The organism is Chryseobacterium sp. C2(2020) (assembly GCF_014218915.1).
Classification (GTDB): Bacteria; Bacteroidota; Bacteroidia; order Flavobacteriales; family Weeksellaceae; genus Chryseobacterium; species Chryseobacterium mucoviscidosis.
Genome location: NZ_JACLCT010000003.1, coordinates 26,220 through 44,119, shown reverse-complemented (window position 1 = coordinate 44,119; position 17,900 = coordinate 26,220). Strand labels below are relative to the sequence as shown.

The 17,900-nt window shown below is 34.9% G+C and carries 10 protein-coding genes; 2 read left to right on the top strand and 8 right to left on the bottom strand.

The window, feature by feature from the left end; genetic code table 11:
* Window positions 1–3: 3 nt before the first annotated feature.
* Complete coding sequence (locus H6W52_RS02620; protein ID WP_087707242.1) at window positions 4–939, top strand: YihY/virulence factor BrkB family protein; 936 nt, start codon at window positions 4–6, stop codon at window positions 937–939.
* A 40-nt stretch (window positions 940–979) separates the two neighbouring features.
* Here H6W52_RS02620 and argS read toward each other — a convergent pair whose 3' ends face one another.
* From argS to H6W52_RS02595, 5 genes are all read right to left on the bottom strand, one after another.
* Window positions 980–3,094, bottom strand: coding sequence for an arginine--tRNA ligase (argS, locus tag H6W52_RS02615; RefSeq protein ID WP_116097101.1), 2,115 nt, complete (start codon window positions 3,092–3,094; stop codon window positions 980–982).
* Window positions 3,095–3,202: 108 nt separating this feature from the next.
* A complete protein-coding gene (locus H6W52_RS02610; RefSeq protein WP_116097099.1) occupies window positions 3,203–4,627 on the bottom strand; it encodes a SusD/RagB family nutrient-binding outer membrane lipoprotein in 1,425 nt (474 codons plus the stop codon).
* A gap of 9 nt (window positions 4,628–4,636) precedes the next feature.
* Complete coding sequence (locus H6W52_RS02605) at window positions 4,637–7,585, bottom strand: SusC/RagA family TonB-linked outer membrane protein (RefSeq protein ID WP_116097097.1); 2,949 nt, start codon at window positions 7,583–7,585, stop codon at window positions 4,637–4,639.
* A 409-nt stretch (window positions 7,586–7,994) separates the two neighbouring features.
* The gene (locus H6W52_RS02600) at window positions 7,995–9,611 is read right to left on the bottom strand and encodes a SusD/RagB family nutrient-binding outer membrane lipoprotein (RefSeq protein ID WP_116097095.1); all 1,617 of its coding nucleotides are present in this window, start codon (window positions 9,609–9,611) and stop codon (window positions 7,995–7,997) included.
* A 12-nt stretch (window positions 9,612–9,623) separates the two neighbouring features.
* Window positions 9,624–12,605 carry a SusC/RagA family TonB-linked outer membrane protein gene (locus H6W52_RS02595; RefSeq protein WP_116097093.1) on the bottom strand — a complete coding sequence of 994 codons (2,982 nt, stop codon included), beginning with the start codon at window positions 12,603–12,605 and terminating at the stop codon, window positions 9,624–9,626.
* Window positions 12,606–12,723: 118 nt separating this feature from the next.
* Here H6W52_RS02595 and H6W52_RS02590 point away from each other — a divergent pair, with 118 nt between their 5' ends.
* A complete protein-coding gene (locus H6W52_RS02590; RefSeq protein ID WP_116097091.1) occupies window positions 12,724–13,308 on the top strand; it encodes a ribonuclease HII in 585 nt (194 codons plus the stop codon).
* Window positions 13,309–13,380: 72 nt separating this feature from the next.
* On the opposite strand, the gene yidC is transcribed toward H6W52_RS02590, so the two are convergent.
* The 3 genes from yidC to H6W52_RS02575 form a co-directional block, all read right to left on the bottom strand.
* A complete protein-coding gene (yidC, locus tag H6W52_RS02585; protein ID WP_116097089.1) occupies window positions 13,381–15,201 on the bottom strand; it encodes a membrane protein insertase YidC in 1,821 nt (606 codons plus the stop codon).
* Window positions 15,202–15,382: 181 nt separating this feature from the next.
* A complete protein-coding gene (locus tag H6W52_RS02580; protein WP_116097087.1) occupies window positions 15,383–16,990 on the bottom strand; it encodes a CTP synthase in 1,608 nt (535 codons plus the stop codon).
* A gap of 312 nt (window positions 16,991–17,302) precedes the next feature.
* Entirely contained in the window at window positions 17,303–17,872 is a 570-nt protein-coding gene (locus H6W52_RS02575) for a YceI family protein (RefSeq protein WP_116097085.1), read from the bottom strand.
* Between the last annotated feature and the right edge of the window lie 28 nt (window positions 17,873–17,900).

Below are 17,900 nucleotides of genomic sequence, written 5' to 3'. Positions count from 1 at the left end.
TCAATGATCGAACAATTAAAATTTTTCTGGGAAACATTAAAAGAATCATTCAGACAATGGAATAATTCTTCGGCTTCAAGTGATGCCGCAAGTCTTGCCTATTACGCTATTTTTTCAATTCCCGGGCTTTTAATTATCATCATCTGGATTGCAGGGTATTTCTTTGGAGAGGAAGCTATTCGCGGAGAAATTACCAATCAGATCAGCGGAATCATGGGAAATGATGTTGCAAAAAGCATTCAGGATATGATTGCAGGAGCTTTAATTGACAAAGAAAATATTTTTATGAAAGCTGTGGGAGTCGGTTCCTTGGTTTTTGGTTCCACTACCCTGTTCTTTCAGCTTCAGCACTCGCTTAATAATTTGTGGGATGTTCAGGCAACTCCTAAGAAAGCATTCGTGAAATTTTTAATGGACAGAGCCAACTCTTTGGGAATGATTCTGATTATTGGTTTTTTACTGATGATTACAATGGTGCTTTCTTCAATGATCAGCATTCTGAATAACTGGATTACGAATTATTTTGGACTGGAAACTTATCTTATTGTTCAGCTTGTGAATTTCGGAATCGGTTTTGCCATTGTCATGTTGCTTTTTGCATTGATGTTTAAAATTCTTCCTGATGTAAGAATGCGTTGGAAACCCGTTTGGAACGGAGCTTTTCTAACGGCGATATTATTTACTCTGGGTAAATTTTTACTGAGTCTTTATTTCGGGACCACGAAACCTACTTCCGCTTTCGGAGCTGCAGGAACCGTGATCCTGATCATGATGTGGATTAATTATTCCTGTATGCTGATTTTCTTTGGCGCGGAATACACGAAAGTTTACGCCTATAAAAAAGGATATACCATTTTACCATCGAAACACGCAAAATGGAGCGATGCGAAATTGTATGAAGACAGTTTAAAAGAGAAAATGAATGCTGAAAAAGCTTAAAATAAAAAACCTTCAGAGCAGCGTTCTGAAGGTTTTATTTTTACATTCTGTTTACGGTTTTTATTCCGAGTAAGCCTAATGATTTTTTTATGGTTTTTGCCGTAAGATCTGACAAATTCAATCGGAACTGTTTCAGATTTTCGTCTTCCTGACTGATAATCGGATTGCTCTGATAGAATGAATTGTAAGCTTTTACCAAATCATATACATAATTGGCTAAGAATGCCGGACTTAATAATTCTGCTGCTTTCTCTACCGTACCTTTGTAATTGGACAAAAGCATAATAAGTTCTTTTTCATATTCATTCAAAGCCAGATCTGAAGTCGCTTTAAATTCAAAATTAGCTTTAGATAATACCGATTGAATACGCGCATAAGTATATAAAACGAAAGGTCCTGTATTTCCTGCAAATTCTACACTTTCATCCGGATTGAACAGCATTTTTTTCTTAGGATCAACTTTCAGCATGAAATATTTTAATGCAGCCTGCCCGATAATTTCGTAAGAGGCTTCTTTTTCTTCGTCGGTAAGACCTTCCAGTTTTCCTAATTCAGTGGTAATTGCTTTTGCTTCCTTATACATTTCCTGCATTAAATCATCTGCATCCACTACGGTTCCTTCACGCGATTTCATTTTTCCGTTCGGAAGTTCAACCATTCCGTAAGACAAATGATACAACTGGTCTGCCCAGGAATATCCTAATTTTCCTAAAATTTTAAACAAAACCTGGAAATGGTAATCCTGCTCGTTTCCAACGGTATAAATCAGTTTCTGAATATCATTCTGCTTAAAACGTTCTACCGCAGTTCCCAAATCCTGTGTCATATACACGGAAGTTCCATCCGAACGAAGCAGTAATTTCTGATCCAGACCTTCATCGGTAAGATCGCACCATACAGAGCCGTCTTCTTTCTGATACAGCACTCCTTTCTCCAGACCTTCCTGAATCAAATCTTTTCCTAAAATATACGTGTTGCTTTCATACTGAACCTGATCGAAATCTACGCCCAATCTGTTGTATGTTTCGTTGAATCCTTTGTAAACCCAAGAGTTCATCTCGTTCCATAGGTTTCTTACTTTTTCGTCACCGTTTTCCCAGTCCAGAAGCATCTGTTGCGCTTCTTTCATGATTTCAGTTACCGGTTTACAGATCTCTTTCAGATTGGACTTTTCAGCTTCGAGCTTGCCTTCAGCTTCCAATACTTCTTTAAAAATACTCTGAAAAACTTTGGTCTGAGATTTAATGGTTTCCAGTTCTTTTTCGTCAGAAATATTTTCTTCCTTATTCTTTTTGGAAATGATTTCCTCAAGTTTTTTAGGAACAGCAGAAATCAAAGAATCATTATTTAAAGCTTCTTTGAACTTTTCTTCGAACTTTTCATGCAATGCAGAAAGTTCAGAAATATCTACTGTCTGAAGCAATTCTTTTTTCTTAGTTTCAAGAGTATTTATTTTTTCGTTTAATGCTTTAACTTCCTCTTTTTTAGGAGTGTCAAACTGATCAAATTTATTTATTCTGAAATCATTGAAGATCGTATTGGTCTGATTTTTCAATTCCTTATCAAACTCCACATAATATTTTCCGACGAAATGATCTCCTTTTGTATTGGTAGATTCCGGAGTTTCGTTCTTCCCGAATTTCTCCCAAGCCAGCATGGATTTACAGATATGAATTCCTCTGTCGTTGATGATCTGCGTTTTAATGACATCATATCCCGCTTCTTTCAAGATCTGAGCAACGGAAAAACCTAATAAGTTATTTCTTACGTGTCCTAAGTGAAGGGGCTTATTGGTATTTGGAGAAGAATATTCTACCATAACCGTCGCATTTTTCTTTTCTATAATGTCGAAACCATTATAAACAGATGTAAAATTGTCTACGAAAAACTGATTTCTGATTTTAATATTAAGGAAGCCTTTTACCACATTAAAACTTTCCAGTAAATCGGTCTTTTCTGTTAAAGCTTCTCCCAATTCTACGCCGATACTTTCCGGATTTTTCTTCAATTGCTTTACCAAAGGGAAAGTAACAATCGTAAAATCTCCTTCAAATTCTGTTTTATTTTCCTGAACTTCCAGAGTAATGTCTTTCAACTGAAACACATTTAAAATAACCTCCGAAAGTTTTTCTTCTATTATATTTTTAATATTCATTGTCTGTTATTTAAAAAACGAATGAGTCTTTTTCTGCTCTGCAAATATACGGAAATAAAAAAACCGCCCGAAGGCGGAATAAATATGAATGATTAACTATTTTGAGTATTAATTTACATCCCAAAATATTTTGGTCGTCTGCTCGTCTCCACCAATTGCTGTGGAAGCAGCTGCTACATTTGAACTGTTGATTGAGTATTCTTTGATTGGGTATAAAACTCTTACAGGCGGAGTCGGCGTATAAGTTCTGTTGTCTAATCTTCTGTTGAACGTCCACGCTTCAAATCCTCTGTTGTACATTGCAATCCAAGCTTCATCCCCGATAATTTTTTTCCAAGGATTACCTGTTGTTGACTGTACTGCATAATTGTGTGTGGCTAAATATGCTGCTTTATCTGTAGCGCTAACTTTCCAGTGATCCATAGATGCTCCGATTCCGGCATCAAAGTGAGTTGCTATTGAACCTACAGAATATCCTCTTGCTGCTGCTTCAGCCAATAAAAATTCTATTTCTACATAATCTGCTAGATACCCCAATCCGTTGGCAACAGATATTGACGGATTAATTAAAGATAAAGTCTGAGCCGCAGAAGGATTTAATCCAAAAGTTCCTCCTACATATTGTCCGGCATTTGGTCCGCTTAAAGCAGTTGTAAAATACTTGGAAATTCTCGGATCATTATTGGTTTTCAGATAGTTGACAATAAGGTTTGTTGCACAGAAATCTACCCTTCCGGAAAGTACAAGATCTTCATATAAAGGAGAGGTAAACAATCCTGTTGACTGGTACTGAATGATTGCGCTGTCTGTATTGGAAGAAAAAACTCCCGCACTGTAAGCTGATTCTACCGTACTTTTTGCAAGTGATGCATCTACATCTGCTAAATTCATTCCCAGTTTTAGCTTAAGAGAATTCATGAATTTTCTCCATTTAAACAAATCTCCTCCATACACCACATCATCAGATCCAAATCCTGCGGCACTGTTATCCAATGCGCTGATATCTGCATTGATTCTTTTAATAAGATCCTGATAAATTGTTTTTCCGTCATCATATTTTGGAGAAAGAAACTGCTCAATCTGTAGAGCCTGAGAATAAGGAACATTTCCGTAGCTGTCTACCAAAATCTGAAAGAAATAAACCTGCATCGCATCAATCATTGCCAATCTGTTTGCTTTCACTTTAGCATCCAGAGTTTCTGTGGCAATAATTTCTTTAGATTTATTAAGAGAATTCAAAGCGTAAAATAGCTGATTCCAATGCGCATCTGCAACATCTCTCCTTCTGAAAGAATATCTTGTTCCTTCTCTGTAGGTAACATCGGCAAGCTGTTGCGTTAAGTGTCTGAATATACTTCTGTTAACATTCAAAGTATTCATCTGGTTTAGTCCAGTAACTACGCCTGATGAGAAAAGATATCCACTTGGCGGATTATCGACGGGTGCTTTAGGATCGACGTTTAAGGATTCTATGTCTTCACAAGATGTTAACATCAACAAAGCGCTTCCTATAATTAAAAATATTTTTTTCATGAATTTTTTTTAAAATTTAGCTGTAAAATTAAATCCGAAAGTTCTTACGGTAGGCATTGCCCCTACTGAATAGCCTCTTGAAAGCAAACCTGCTCTTAATCCTGATTCCGGATCTGCGTAAGGTAAGTTCTTGTGAATAATCCAGAGGTTTCTTCCGATGATAGAGAACTTCATATCGTTGATAAATGTTCCGCTGTACCAGTCTTTTGGTAAATTGAAGGTTAAAGAAGCTTCTCTTAATTTGATGAAAGAAGCATCATAGATGAATGCTTTTGCCGGCATTACAGAAATTCCTCCCATCAATTCTCCTGTATCTGCTAAAGGAATCGGAGTTGTATTAGGAGTTCCGTCAGGATTTACCCCTGCTAAAATAACATTGTTTCTGTCCGGAAAAGCGGTTTCCGGATAAATTCCCGTTCCTAAACCATAATAAAGGTCGGTTGAGAAAATATCTCCCCCTTTCTGTCCATCGATCAGGAAGCTTAAACTTACTCCTTTATAACTGATTGTATTTCTTATACCACCAATCCAATCCGGATTAATATTTCCAATAACCTGATCTTCAGCTCTAGCATATACTCCGTCTTCTACAACCGGCTGACCATTCAGGTATACATAATCTGTTCCTTTAATAATTCCGAAAGGCTGTCCTACAAATGCATTATAAGAAACTTCTCCCTGCACACTTTGCAGCAATAAATTATCTAATCCTTCGGTTAACTTAAGTACACTGCTTTTGTTTTTAGACCAGTTCAGATTTATATCCCAAGAGAAATTTTTCGATTTAAAAGGTGTTAAGTTTAAAGATACTTCGATCCCTTTATTTTGGATTTCTCCTGCATTCAACCATTGAGAAGCATACCCTGTCGAGTTGGAAACATCTGCTCTAACAATCTGGTTAATTGTTCGGGTGTCGTAATAAGCCACGTCAAAACCTATTCTGTTTTTAAGGAAGCTTCCTTCTAAACCAAATTCATATTCATTTGAGGATTCAGGCTTTAGATTAGGGTTATTTTTCACAGTATTTGCACTTACCATAGGAATTTTACCGAAAATGCCTAAGATGGTATATTGGTCGAACAATCTGTAATTGTCTGTAGACTTACCTACTTTAGCATAATTTCCTCTAAGCTTTAAGAATGAAAGCCAATCCTGATTAATAAGATTTGAAAGTATTACTGATGCAGATACCGATGGATAGCCATACACATTACTGTTCTGAGCAAGGTTGGAAGATTTATCAACACGATAAGAACCTTCTACAAAATAAGTGTCTTTATAACCTAATGACGCCTGTGCATAAGCTCCCATTGTTACATTTTTAGCCAGATCTTCCTGTGCAGGTAACGGAGCTTCTGCTGTGTTGTTAAGTGCCCAAACGTTTGGTAAAATTAATCCTCCTTCTGTAGAGTTTCTAACCGCTTCAATGTAGTTTCTTCTGTAACTAGTCCCTAATAACCCTGTTACACTTAAATCATCAAACTTTTTATTATAAGCACCATACACATCAAAGTTAATCTCTGAAGAACGGATATTTTCAAGTTCATATCCCGAAGAAACAGATTTGCCAGACAATCCGAAGGATTCAGGCATACTTCCTAATTGCTTTCTTGTTTCATTTTTCTGATCATAGGTATCTGATGACATTCTTCCTGTAATGGTTAAATCAGGAGTCACTTTATAATTCAGCATCAAATATCCAAAGAATCTGTTTCTTTTATCTGTCTGATAATTCTGGTATCTGTCAAAATATGGGTTATTCCAGTACTTTGGACTTCCGTCATCAGCACTTACTCTGTTCCAGGTAATATTCTGTCCTCCTGAGTTAGAATAAGCGTCTCTTAGAGAGTAAATGTCTACGTTATTCTGCCACCATTGTCTGAATCCTGTGATAATATTATCTCCGTATCCTGTTGAGTTTCTTCCTTTGGTATCCTGTAATGTAAGGGAAGCATAGGTAGTAACATCAAATTTATCATTGAATTTATGGTTGAACTTTGCAGAGATAGTATTTTTTTTCTGCTCGGAATTCGGAAGTACACCATTTGAAAGGAAGTTTGTATAATTCACCAAGATATTTGAATCATTATTACCAGATTCTAAACTTACTGTATTTACGTAATTGGTAGCGGTTTCAAAAAAATCTGCGGGAGTATGTTTTGCAGCCTGCCAAGCATACGCTTTTCCAAAATTAGGAGAATTAGGATCATAGGAATCCCACTGGTAAACCATCAAATTAGGATTAAATGCGTTCCCTAAAGAAGCGTCATCATAAAAAGGAGCATATAAATTACCAGCTGCGTCTTCATCAAAATACTGACCATAACCGGCTCCATATTTATCCTGATATTTTGCAAAAGTATTTCTATCAATAGCGCCCACTTGGATTTCAGAAGAAAGTGTAATTCCTACTCTTCCGTTTCTTGATCGCCCTTTTTTAGTTGTAATTAAGATAACTCCATTTCCTGCACGCTCACCATAAAGTGCCGAAGCTGCAGCACCTTTCAAAACGTTAACACTTTCGATATCTGCCTGATTGATGTCGGAAAGGTTATTACCATAGTCATACCTCTCGCTAAAGTTATTTCTGTTGTCAATAGGAACCCCATCAATAACGATCAATGCCTGATTATTAGAGACAATTGATTTATTTCCTCTGATTACAATATTGGCAGAACCTCCAAAGTTGGTTGTTGTTGAAACATTCAGACCTGCTGCTTTACCAACTAGCTGATTGGCAATATTACCTGTATTGACACCGTCGGTAATCGCATCAGCTTTGATTTGCTGAGTAGAATAACCTAATGATTTTTTGTCTCTTTTAATACCGAGTGCAGTTACGACCACACCTTCAATTTCTTGTGTTCTTACGGTATCATTCTTCTTTTGCTGAGCATTTGACACAGCTAGAGATGAGGATAATACCAGTATTAGTATTCCTGCTGTTAATTTCTTCATATCAAATTATATTTGCTAATCACAAATATGTGAAATTTTATATTCAGTACAAAATAAAATTAGCTAAATTTAACATTCAGTCAAATAATCTCATTAATAAATCAAAATAATTTAATAAAAAAAAGTTAAAACCAATAAAATTAACAAATATCATTAACAATAATTACATCAAATTTTATTATTTATTAAAAAAAGAAGTGATATTAAGTAAACTAAAAAACTTTATGAACAAATATCTTTAATAACTGATAATGAATTATTTAGAATATTAATTAAAAAAAATATCTATTAAAATAAAAAATAAATATAATGCGTGACATATATTTATTTTTCAGAAAAAATAAATTTTAACACTTGGAAATAAAAAAACCGCCCGAAGGCGGTTTTGTATTATAATCTTACCAAAAGATTAGTTTTGATTCCAGAATGGAGTTTTTGAATTTTTAGTAAATGCTTCCGCGCTAGTAATGTTTGGAACATTTGCTGAATTTCCTACATATTCAGAAACAGGATAAATTAATCTGTAAGGTTTATTCGGCATAGAAGCACTGGTAGCCAATGGTGTGATTGGGAAACCTGTTCTATTATACTCAATAAACATTTCTGTAGGATTAACGTTAGTTAAAGCTATCCATTTTTGTGTCATAATGGCTTCAAGTTTTTGAGCATCAGTACCAGTCCAACCAAGTCCTGGTCTTGTATTGGCATTATTAATATATGAAGTCATATTAGTAGCAGTAAGACCTAGCCATACAGCTGAAGCATTAATTCCTGCATTGAATGCTGTTTGAGCACCAGAAAATAACGAAGGATATCTAAGTGCTGCTTCCGCTTGTAAAAATTTACTCTCAGCTAAAGACATTATAACTCCGCCTCTATTACCAGAAGTAAGCGACAATGCAGCTGCACCTGAAAAGTTACCACTCGCTAATCTAGACACTGTTGTAAGATCTGAAGGAGCTCCAGGCTGTCCAGGTGTTGCACCTTGTCTTACCCCTTTCAAAGATCCCGCTGGTAAACCTGTATAAGCAACGGTAGTAAATAATCTAGATCTTCTTGGATCTGGAAGAGCATTGAATTTCTGATAATAAGACTCAGAAAATGAATTTGGATTACCGTTTAAAGATACAGCCATATGCTCAGAAACTGTAATTAAGCTATAATTTTGAGGAGCACTTGCCGCTGAATTTATTCTCCAAGTTAAGAAAAATGGATTCATATTATCATCTGAAGAAGGTGAATAACCTGGATTCTCCAATACATCAACTGATATAAAACTTTGTCCTGAATTAATTGCAGAACTCAAGGCTGCTAACTTTTGATCTCTAAATGTTGCCATTGTGCCTGTTACTTTACTCATTCTTAGCAACATTCTTAATTTAACACTATTAGCAAATGAATTCCAATTGGTCATATTACCTTGAAAAACAATATCATCAGAAGTAGGCACCAAAGCTGCAGGGTTTCCTGCTTGTATTAATGTTGTAGCTTCTTCTAAATTTTTATATAAACTTTGATAAACTGTCTCGTCATTATCATATTTGGGAGTAAGATTATCTTGTCCTTTGAAAGCTTCTGAATATGGTATATCTCCGTATAAATCTACTATTGTTTGTAAATAATAAGCTTTCATAATTTTTGCCATAGCTACATAGTTATCATATTTATGATCAGCATTAGCAATGTTTTCTATATATACAAAGTTATTAACATTTAGATAAATTCCATTCCAAATACCATTGTAAAAAGAGTTATCAACAGCACTCAGTGTATATTCTTTCGCAAATGGACTACCAAAAACATAAGAATTACCTGCCCAGCTATTCATCATCACATTACCGAATTGCATCATAGTGTTTGCTTGTGTTCTGTAAATCTGTGAAACAGCTCCTGGAAATACTAACTGAGGAGAAAGTGCATCTTCGTGAATTTGGTTAGGGTTTTCGTTTACATCTAAGTAATCATTACAAGATGTGGTCATTGCACCTATTAACAATAAGGATACAATTATCTTAAATTTTTTCATTTTCAATTTTTTTTAAAAAGTTACATTAATGTTGAAACCAAAGTTTCTCGCAGTCGGATATTGTCCTGTAAGTGCTACACCAGCAGCATTTCCTGTAGTACTTGAAGTTTCTGGATCTGCATAGTTTCTATTATCTTTTGCATATATAACAAAAGGATTTCTTGCGTAAACACCCAATGTCATACTGTTAATAAATGTATTACTTAGCACTGAAGAAGGAATTTTATAGCTAAGTGCAATTTCTCTTACTTTCAATGCTGTTCCATCTACTACAAATTCCTCACCTGTTGAAAGATATGCACCTGTAAAATAGTTAGTAACTCCAGTATAATTATTAAGACCTAAAACAGGTGTAGTATTAGGTGTATAAATAGGGTTTGCAGCAGTACCAGTGTTTTGAACAGAACCTGGAACTATATATCCTTGCGATCTGTCAAATTCTGCCGTTTTCTCTAATCCACCAGTAAAGCCTAATAATCTTTTTGTAATTGAAACAAAACTATTACCAGTTCTGTAATCAGCTACACCAGATAATGTAAAGCCTTTATACCGAATTGAGGTAGTCATTCCAATAATATAATCAGGATTTACTTTTCCTAATACTTCAAAAGTAGAAGTTGTCAAAGGTACTCCATTTGCACCAACAATTATATTTCCATTTGGATCTCTTTGATATTTTGTACCTTTAATCATTTGGCTTTCTTGTCCTTTTATAGCAAAAATACCTACAGCTGGGGATGAATAACTTAGCAAGTTAACCTCATCAATTCCTTCTCCCAAATCAGTAACTTTTGTTTTATAAGTGGTAAATGACCCTCCCAATCTCCATTCGAAATCAGAAGTTTTAATAGGAATCAAACCTAAATCAACATCAAACCCTCTATTAGTCATATCTCCAACATTATCTTGCAATCTTGCGATACCAGACGCATTAGAAACATTTCCGAATGTGATCAGATCAGCTGTTTTAGTATGATAAGCTGAAGCCTCAATAGTGATCCTGTCTTTAAATAAACCTAAATTTAATCCTGCTTCAAAAGTTTCAGGATATTCAGGTTTTACATCTCTTGACGTTTTCGACGTTGCAAATATATATGAAGATAAGGAGTTAAATGGGTAACCTGTAGGGAAAACTCCTATTTGATCAATTGCGTAAGGAGCAACATTTGATGTATTTCCTGTTCTTGTATAAGCTCCTGTCAATTTAGCATAGTTAAGTATATCATTTTTAATTGATGGGAATGCTTTGGTAGCAATGAATGATAGCCCAGCTGAATAATAAGAATATCCTCTGTTATTATCTGGAATTTTATAATCTGAAGTTACAGAACTTTTTTCATATCTGTAAGTTGCATTTAAAAATAAATAATCTTTGAATGATAAATCCACGTTAGCGAAAACAGCAAAAGATCTATTTCTAATGAATCCGTTCGATAAATTATAAAATTTCTCAGGAGTTAAAACATTATTAATGTTATAGAATCCAGGAGTCTGAAGATCATATCCTCCAACCTGATTATATGTATTATAGTTATCCTGAATATTATTTCCTAAATTAGCCTTTAAACCAAAATCACTTGATAACTCATAATTGAAGTTCAACATTAAGTCTCCGTAATAATTTCTTGTTCTGCTAGTACTTTGGAAAAAATTTGATCTTATATCCGTTTGACCAAAATCATGTAATCCTAAACCGTCTATACCTGTGCCAGTATTATCATAAATAGTTTCAAAAGCAAATCCATTATTATAACTTGTACCAGTAGAAGCTGAAGTATTAAGGTTACCATTATATGATAAACTAATATGATCTGTAAATGCATATTCAACACCAATGATAGCATTCAAATAAGTAGATTGTCTGTTATCCCTAACATTCGCTATAGTCCAATATGGATTCTGTGCATATGCTGTCCAATGTCCTTCAAGCCCCCTATCCCTAAAATCTCTTACATTAACAGTATTAGGTGTTTGAATTAAATCATCGTATAAATTAGAATCAGTCTGTGTTGTTCTTTGATCAATTAAGTTAAAATTCCCATCAATTCGTAATTTCCCAAACTTCTTTCCGCCCTTAAAAAGGATTGAATTTCTTTTAAGTTTATCGCCTTCAACCATGAAATCATTTTCAGTTCTGTTGATGGATAAGAACGCATAAGAATCAGGACCTCCAACATTCATTGAAACACCATTCTGCATAATAACCCCATTCTTAAAAAACTTTCCTATGTTATCTTTATTATATTGATAAGGAGTCATTACAAAAGTACCATCTGCATTTGGCAGTCCGGAAGCAACCATTTGTCCACCTAAAGAGGAAGAAAATGCAGGTCCCCAAGAGGTATTTTCCCACGGAACATAATTTGTTCCTCCATAATCTTGACTTCCGTATGTTGCATCTTGAATTCCATTACCATATCTATTTTGTGTAATAGGTAATTTATATACAGAAGAAATATCTACAGAAGATGTTATATTAAACTGAATTTTCTCAGATTTTGCCCCACGCTTAGTGGTAACAATTATCACCCCATTTGAACCTTTTTCACCATACAAAGCAGATCCTGCTGGACCTTTTATAACGTTTACATTTTCAATTATTTCCGGAGGCAACTGCTGGAATACTGCTGAACTTGATATTACGTTATCAATTACAATTAAAGCTTGATTATTACCAGTTATAGATCTTGGACCTCTTAAAACTATTCTAGTTGAAGAGTCTACTGAATTATTTGTTGTATTAATCTGTAAACCACCAACTTTACCAATTAGAGCTTGAGCAGCATTAGGGTTAGCTGCTTGATTAAGTTCCGCAGAACCAACAACTTTATTACTAGCAGTAAATTCATCTGCTCTCTTTTTAATACCCAATGCGCCAGTAACAACTACTTCTTCAATTTTCTGTGTTCTTAGAGTATCACCATTTTGCGCTTTTACCATAGCAAAAGAAGATGATAAAACTACAAGTAGAACACTTGCTGTTAATTTCTTCATATTTAAATTGATTATTTTTTATTATTTGCAAATATGTAAAACTTTCTTAAAGTAACCAAATATTTTGTTAAAAATCTTTAATATTGCATGATTTTACTTGGGTGAAATAGCGAAAATTATGGATTTAATAAAAAAATGGTCGGTTTTTTATGTTGAAGCAGGGTGTGATGAAGTAGGTCGTGGCTGTTTATCCGGACCTGTAGTAGCTGCCGCAGTGATTTTGGATGAAAATTTTAACCAAAATTTGGTTAACGATTCCAAAAAGTTAAATTTTAAGACAAGAATGGATCTTGACAGCTACATCAAAGATAATGTTAAAGATTACGCAGTTGCAGAACTTTCTCCTGCTTTTATAGACCAGCACAATATACTGAATGCAAGTATCCATGCTATGCATCAGGCTTTAGATAAATTAACAATGAGACCGGAACTGATTTTAGTCGATGGGAATAGATTTCATCCTTATAATTTTATTCCTCATGAATGTATTATCAAAGGAGATTCTAAAGTATTGTCTATTGCTGCGGCTTCTATTTTAGCAAAAAATTACAGAGACAAATTAATGATCGAACTTCATGAAGAGCATCCCGAATATGGCTGGAACACAAATTTTGGCTATGCCACTAAAAAACATCAGGAAGCTCTGATAAAATTCGGACCGACTAAATATCACAGACAGTCTTTCAGGTTGAAATATGACTAAAATTGAATATTTGAAGTAAAAAAGAGAGGCAAAATTAAATTTACCTCTCTTTTTTTCGTATTATAGAAAATTTTATTTTTTCTTTCTCTGCTGCTGTTGCACGTTTTGCTGCTCCTGAGCTTTCTCCATCATTTCTCTCATTCTCTTCTGGAACTTCCCTTCCGTTTTAGGCTTTTCCTTATTCGCCTGAATCTGCGCATGTATCTTTTTCTCATCCAGAATTACATATTTAATAACAAGGATTATTAAAATGTTAATTGCATTCGATACGAAATAATACCAGGAAAGACCGGATGCTGAAGTATTCAGGAAGAATAAGAAGGTAACCGGGAAGATGTACATTAGGACCTTCATATTTGGCATACCTTCCTGTTGTGGCTGCTGCATATTTCCTGAAGTCATTACGGTGTAAATTAAGATCACCACGGTACAAGCCAAAGCGAAAACACTTAAATGGTCTCCAAGGAAAGGAACTTTAAAAGGCAATTTTATCAAATCATCATAAGCCGTTAAATCTTTTGCAAACCAGAATCCTTTACCTCTAAGATCAATAAAGTTCGGGAAGAAACGGAATAACGCATAGAAAATAGGAATTTGCACCAACGCCGGCAAACATCCGGCCATCTGATTAACTCCCGCTTTTCGATAAACCTCCATCGTAGCCTGCTGCTTTTTCATCGGATCTGCATCCTTGAATTTAGCATTTACCTCATCAATTTCCGGACGGATTACTCTCATCATCGCGCTTAATTTGTGCTGTTTGTACATAATTGGCGATAAGATTAACTTCACAATAATTGTCATTAAGAAAATTACCCAACCTGCAGATAATCCCCAACCAGCAATTATACTGTAAAGCCACATAAAGAAATAACGGTTCATCCATCCGATGAAAGACCATCCTAGAGGAAGAATTTCATCAAAGTTTTTATCATATGTTTTTAATAATGGTAAATCCAAAGGCATAAAGTACCAAGTGAAATCCTGATTCAGTTCGCTTCCGGTCATCTGAACAAAACCTTCATAGTTTAGTTTTTTCAGATACTCTCCTTCTTCAATGGCTTCCTGATTTCCTTTACTTTGGGTAAAACCTGTTTTAGATTCAATTACAGAAGCGAAGAACTGCTGTTTAACTCCAATCCAGTTAAGCGTTTCTTTGTCTTCATCCATCGTTGTTCTTCCATCGTACTCATAATCTTTATAATTATTGAAAGCATATGAGAATTCTGAGTGAGACTGTTCCTGCGCTCTACCCTTTTCAAGGTTTCTTACGCTGTAATCCCAAATGAAGTCTGCCTTATTGTCGGAAGTAATTTTAGCAAGTCCCTGAGTTCTTACTTTAAAATCTAAAGCATACTGATCTTTCAGTTCTGCTTTTGGATTATTGTTTAATGAATATACAAACTGAATGGTTGCACCATTATAATTTGCTGTTAGCGTAGCAACATTTCCATTGACAACAGGAGCAAAAACTAAATCTTTAGTATTGATAATTTTTCCCGTTTTATCTTTAAACTGAAAACCATAGTTGGAGTTATTTTTCGTGATCAGGTAAAGCGGAAGATCTGCATTATCTGTTTTATGATCGTATGCTTTGTATTTTGCAAGTTCCACTTTAGAAACCTGCCCTCCTAAACTGTTGAATTCAATTTTCAATTCATTATTCGCCAGAGTTGCCGTCTGAATTGAACCGGGAGTTACATTTGGATTGATATTGGTTGCCTGAGTCTGTTTTACGGCATTTTTAGCCTGTTCAGTTTTCTGCTGCTGAGCTTTTACTGCATCTTCCTTTGATTGCTTGTTTTGGAAATAAAACATGAAACCGAAAAGAACTAAGCATAAAACCGCAAAACTAATAATCTGACTTTTATCGAGTCCGTTGTTCTGTTGCATTTTATTTTAATTAAAATTTTACCTATTAAATAATATATAGTAAACGCTATACATTTTCGAGTCGACAAAAATACTGTTTTTTTATCAAAACTCTATTCTTTAATGCATTACTATATAATAAACTCAGGCTGAGAATAATCAGTCTGAGTTTATTTATGACGTTTGTAATTTTTAAATTACTTTATTTTGAAGTACAGGCTTTAATAAAAGCTCTGAATAAAGGATGCGGTGTTGCAACCGTACTTTTGTATTCCGGGTGATACTGAACTCCTACATAAAAAGGATGATCCGGCATTTCCAACGCTTCCACCAATCCGGTTTCAGGGTTTGTTCCTGTAGCTAAAAAACCGTTTTTCTCAAATTCTCCAATATAATCACTGTTGAATTCATATCTGTGACGGTGTCTTTCCGTAATATTTTTTGCTCCGTAGATTTCGTTTAATTTAGAACCGTTTTTCAAAGAACATTTCCATGCTCCAAGACGCATTGTTCCTCCTTTATCTACTACATTTTTCTGTTCTTCCATTAAAGAAATTACAGGATGCTCCGTAGAAGTATCGAATTCCATAGAGTTCGCTTTAGTGTACCCTAAAACATTTCTTGCAAATTCAATCGTCATAATCTGCATTCCTAAACAAATTCCCAACATCGGAATTTTATTTTCTCTTGCATATTGAGCTGTAAGAACTTTTCCTTCAATTCCTCTGTCGCCAAAACCCGGTGCAACCAAAATTCCACTAACTCCGGATAAAGTTTCTTTAATATTTTCAGAGGTTAAATCTCCACTATAAACCCATCTCACCTTCACTTCCGTTTCAAGATCTGCTCCGGCATGTTTGAAAGCCTCAGCAATGGAAATATATGAATCCTGAAGAGAAACGTATTTTCCAACCAACGCAATTTCAACAGATTTTTTAGGATTCTGGAATTTTTTAAGGAATGACTTCCAGTCTTTAAGATCCGCTTCTTTATCACTTTTCAGATCTAATTCTTTAAGAACCACATCATCAAAGTTTTGTTTCTGAAGATACATCGGAACTTCATAGATCGTTTCAAGATCTTTACATTCGATCACGTTATCCAAAGGAACGTTACAGAACTGAGCCAGTTTTGCTCTCTGATCTTTCGGAATCTTATGTTCTGTACGGCAAACCAAAACATCCGCCATAATTCCGCTCTCCATTAACTGACGAACAGAATGTTGAGAAGGTTTTGTTTTTAATTCTCCGCTGGAAGCCAGATAAGGCAACAAAGTAAGGTGAATTACCATAGAATTTTTCTCACCCAGTTCCCATTTCAACTGACGAACTGTTTCAATGTAAGGCAAAGATTCTATATCTCCCACGGTTCCGCCGATTTCTGTAATGATAATATCGTAGTTCTGTTTGGATAAAATTTTAATTCTGCGTTTGATTTCGTTCGTAATATGAGGAATTACCTGAACTGTTTTTCCAAGGAAATCTCCTTTTCTTTCCTTTTCGATCACCGTCTGGTAAATTTTCCCTGTCGTAACGTTGTTGTTTTGGGAAGTCGGCGCATCAAGATAACGCTCATAGTGACCTAAATCCAGATCCGTCTCCGCGCCATCTTCGGTTACGTAGCATTCTCCGTGTTCATAAGGATTCAAAGTTCCCGGATCAATATTAATATAAGGATCAAGCTTTTGAATAGTTACGTTGAAGCCACGCGATTTTAGTAGAAGTCCAAGAGAAGCTGAAACGATTCCCTTTCCCAAAGATGAAGTTACACCTCCTGTCACAAAGATGTACTTTGTATTCTTTTTACTCATTAGATTAGGTTTGTGCAAAGTTAGGGGAAAAAGAAATACAAAGCAATTTCATTTTAGAATTTTAAATTTTGTTTTGGATAATCGCAAAGCCACAAAGGTTTATTATTACATGCGTACCATGTACAAGGCGCAAGGATTTTATCTTTGATAAAATTTAACAGTCAATATTTTTCATTAGTCTTAATTGAAAATCTTTGATTTTCTTGCGCCATAAAAACAATTTAGTTTATAAAGTCTTGCGTCTTTGCGATTATCCAATAAAAAAGGTTTCCAAAACTGAAAACCTTCTATTAATATTTATAATTGTACAAATTATATTTTTACCATTTCAAAATACAGATTAACATCTACTTCTTTAGCAACTCCAGTTCCAGTAGGATCATATTTAATATCGTAATCCAAACGGTTTATGGTAAAACTTGTCTGGAAACCCATCACTTCTTTTCCCTGTTGATTTTTCGCTATTCCACCGAAAGTTACCGGAACAGAGATATCTCTGGTTACGTCTTTTATGGTTAATTTCCCTTTTAGAGTGTAGGTATTATTTTTATCCTTTTTCATAGACGTCGTTACAAAACTCATCGTCGGATATTTTTCTGCACTGAAAAAGTCTTCGCTTTTCAAATGCTTATCTCTCATTTCAACCCCTGTATTAATGGTGTTTACCTCAACTGTAAAATTCAGGTCTGCATTTTCTAAAGTATTGCCTTTTGTGGAAGCCTTCCCGTCAAACTTATCAAATCTTCCCTGCACAAAGCTGATTCCCATATGTTTGATGTTGAAATTAACAGAAGAATGCATCGGATCTACCGCCCAGTCTGTCTGCGCAAAACTGAAAACACTTAGTAATGTAAATACAAAGGTTAAAAGTAATTTTTTCATTGTATAATATTTTGAATTAATTGTTGTA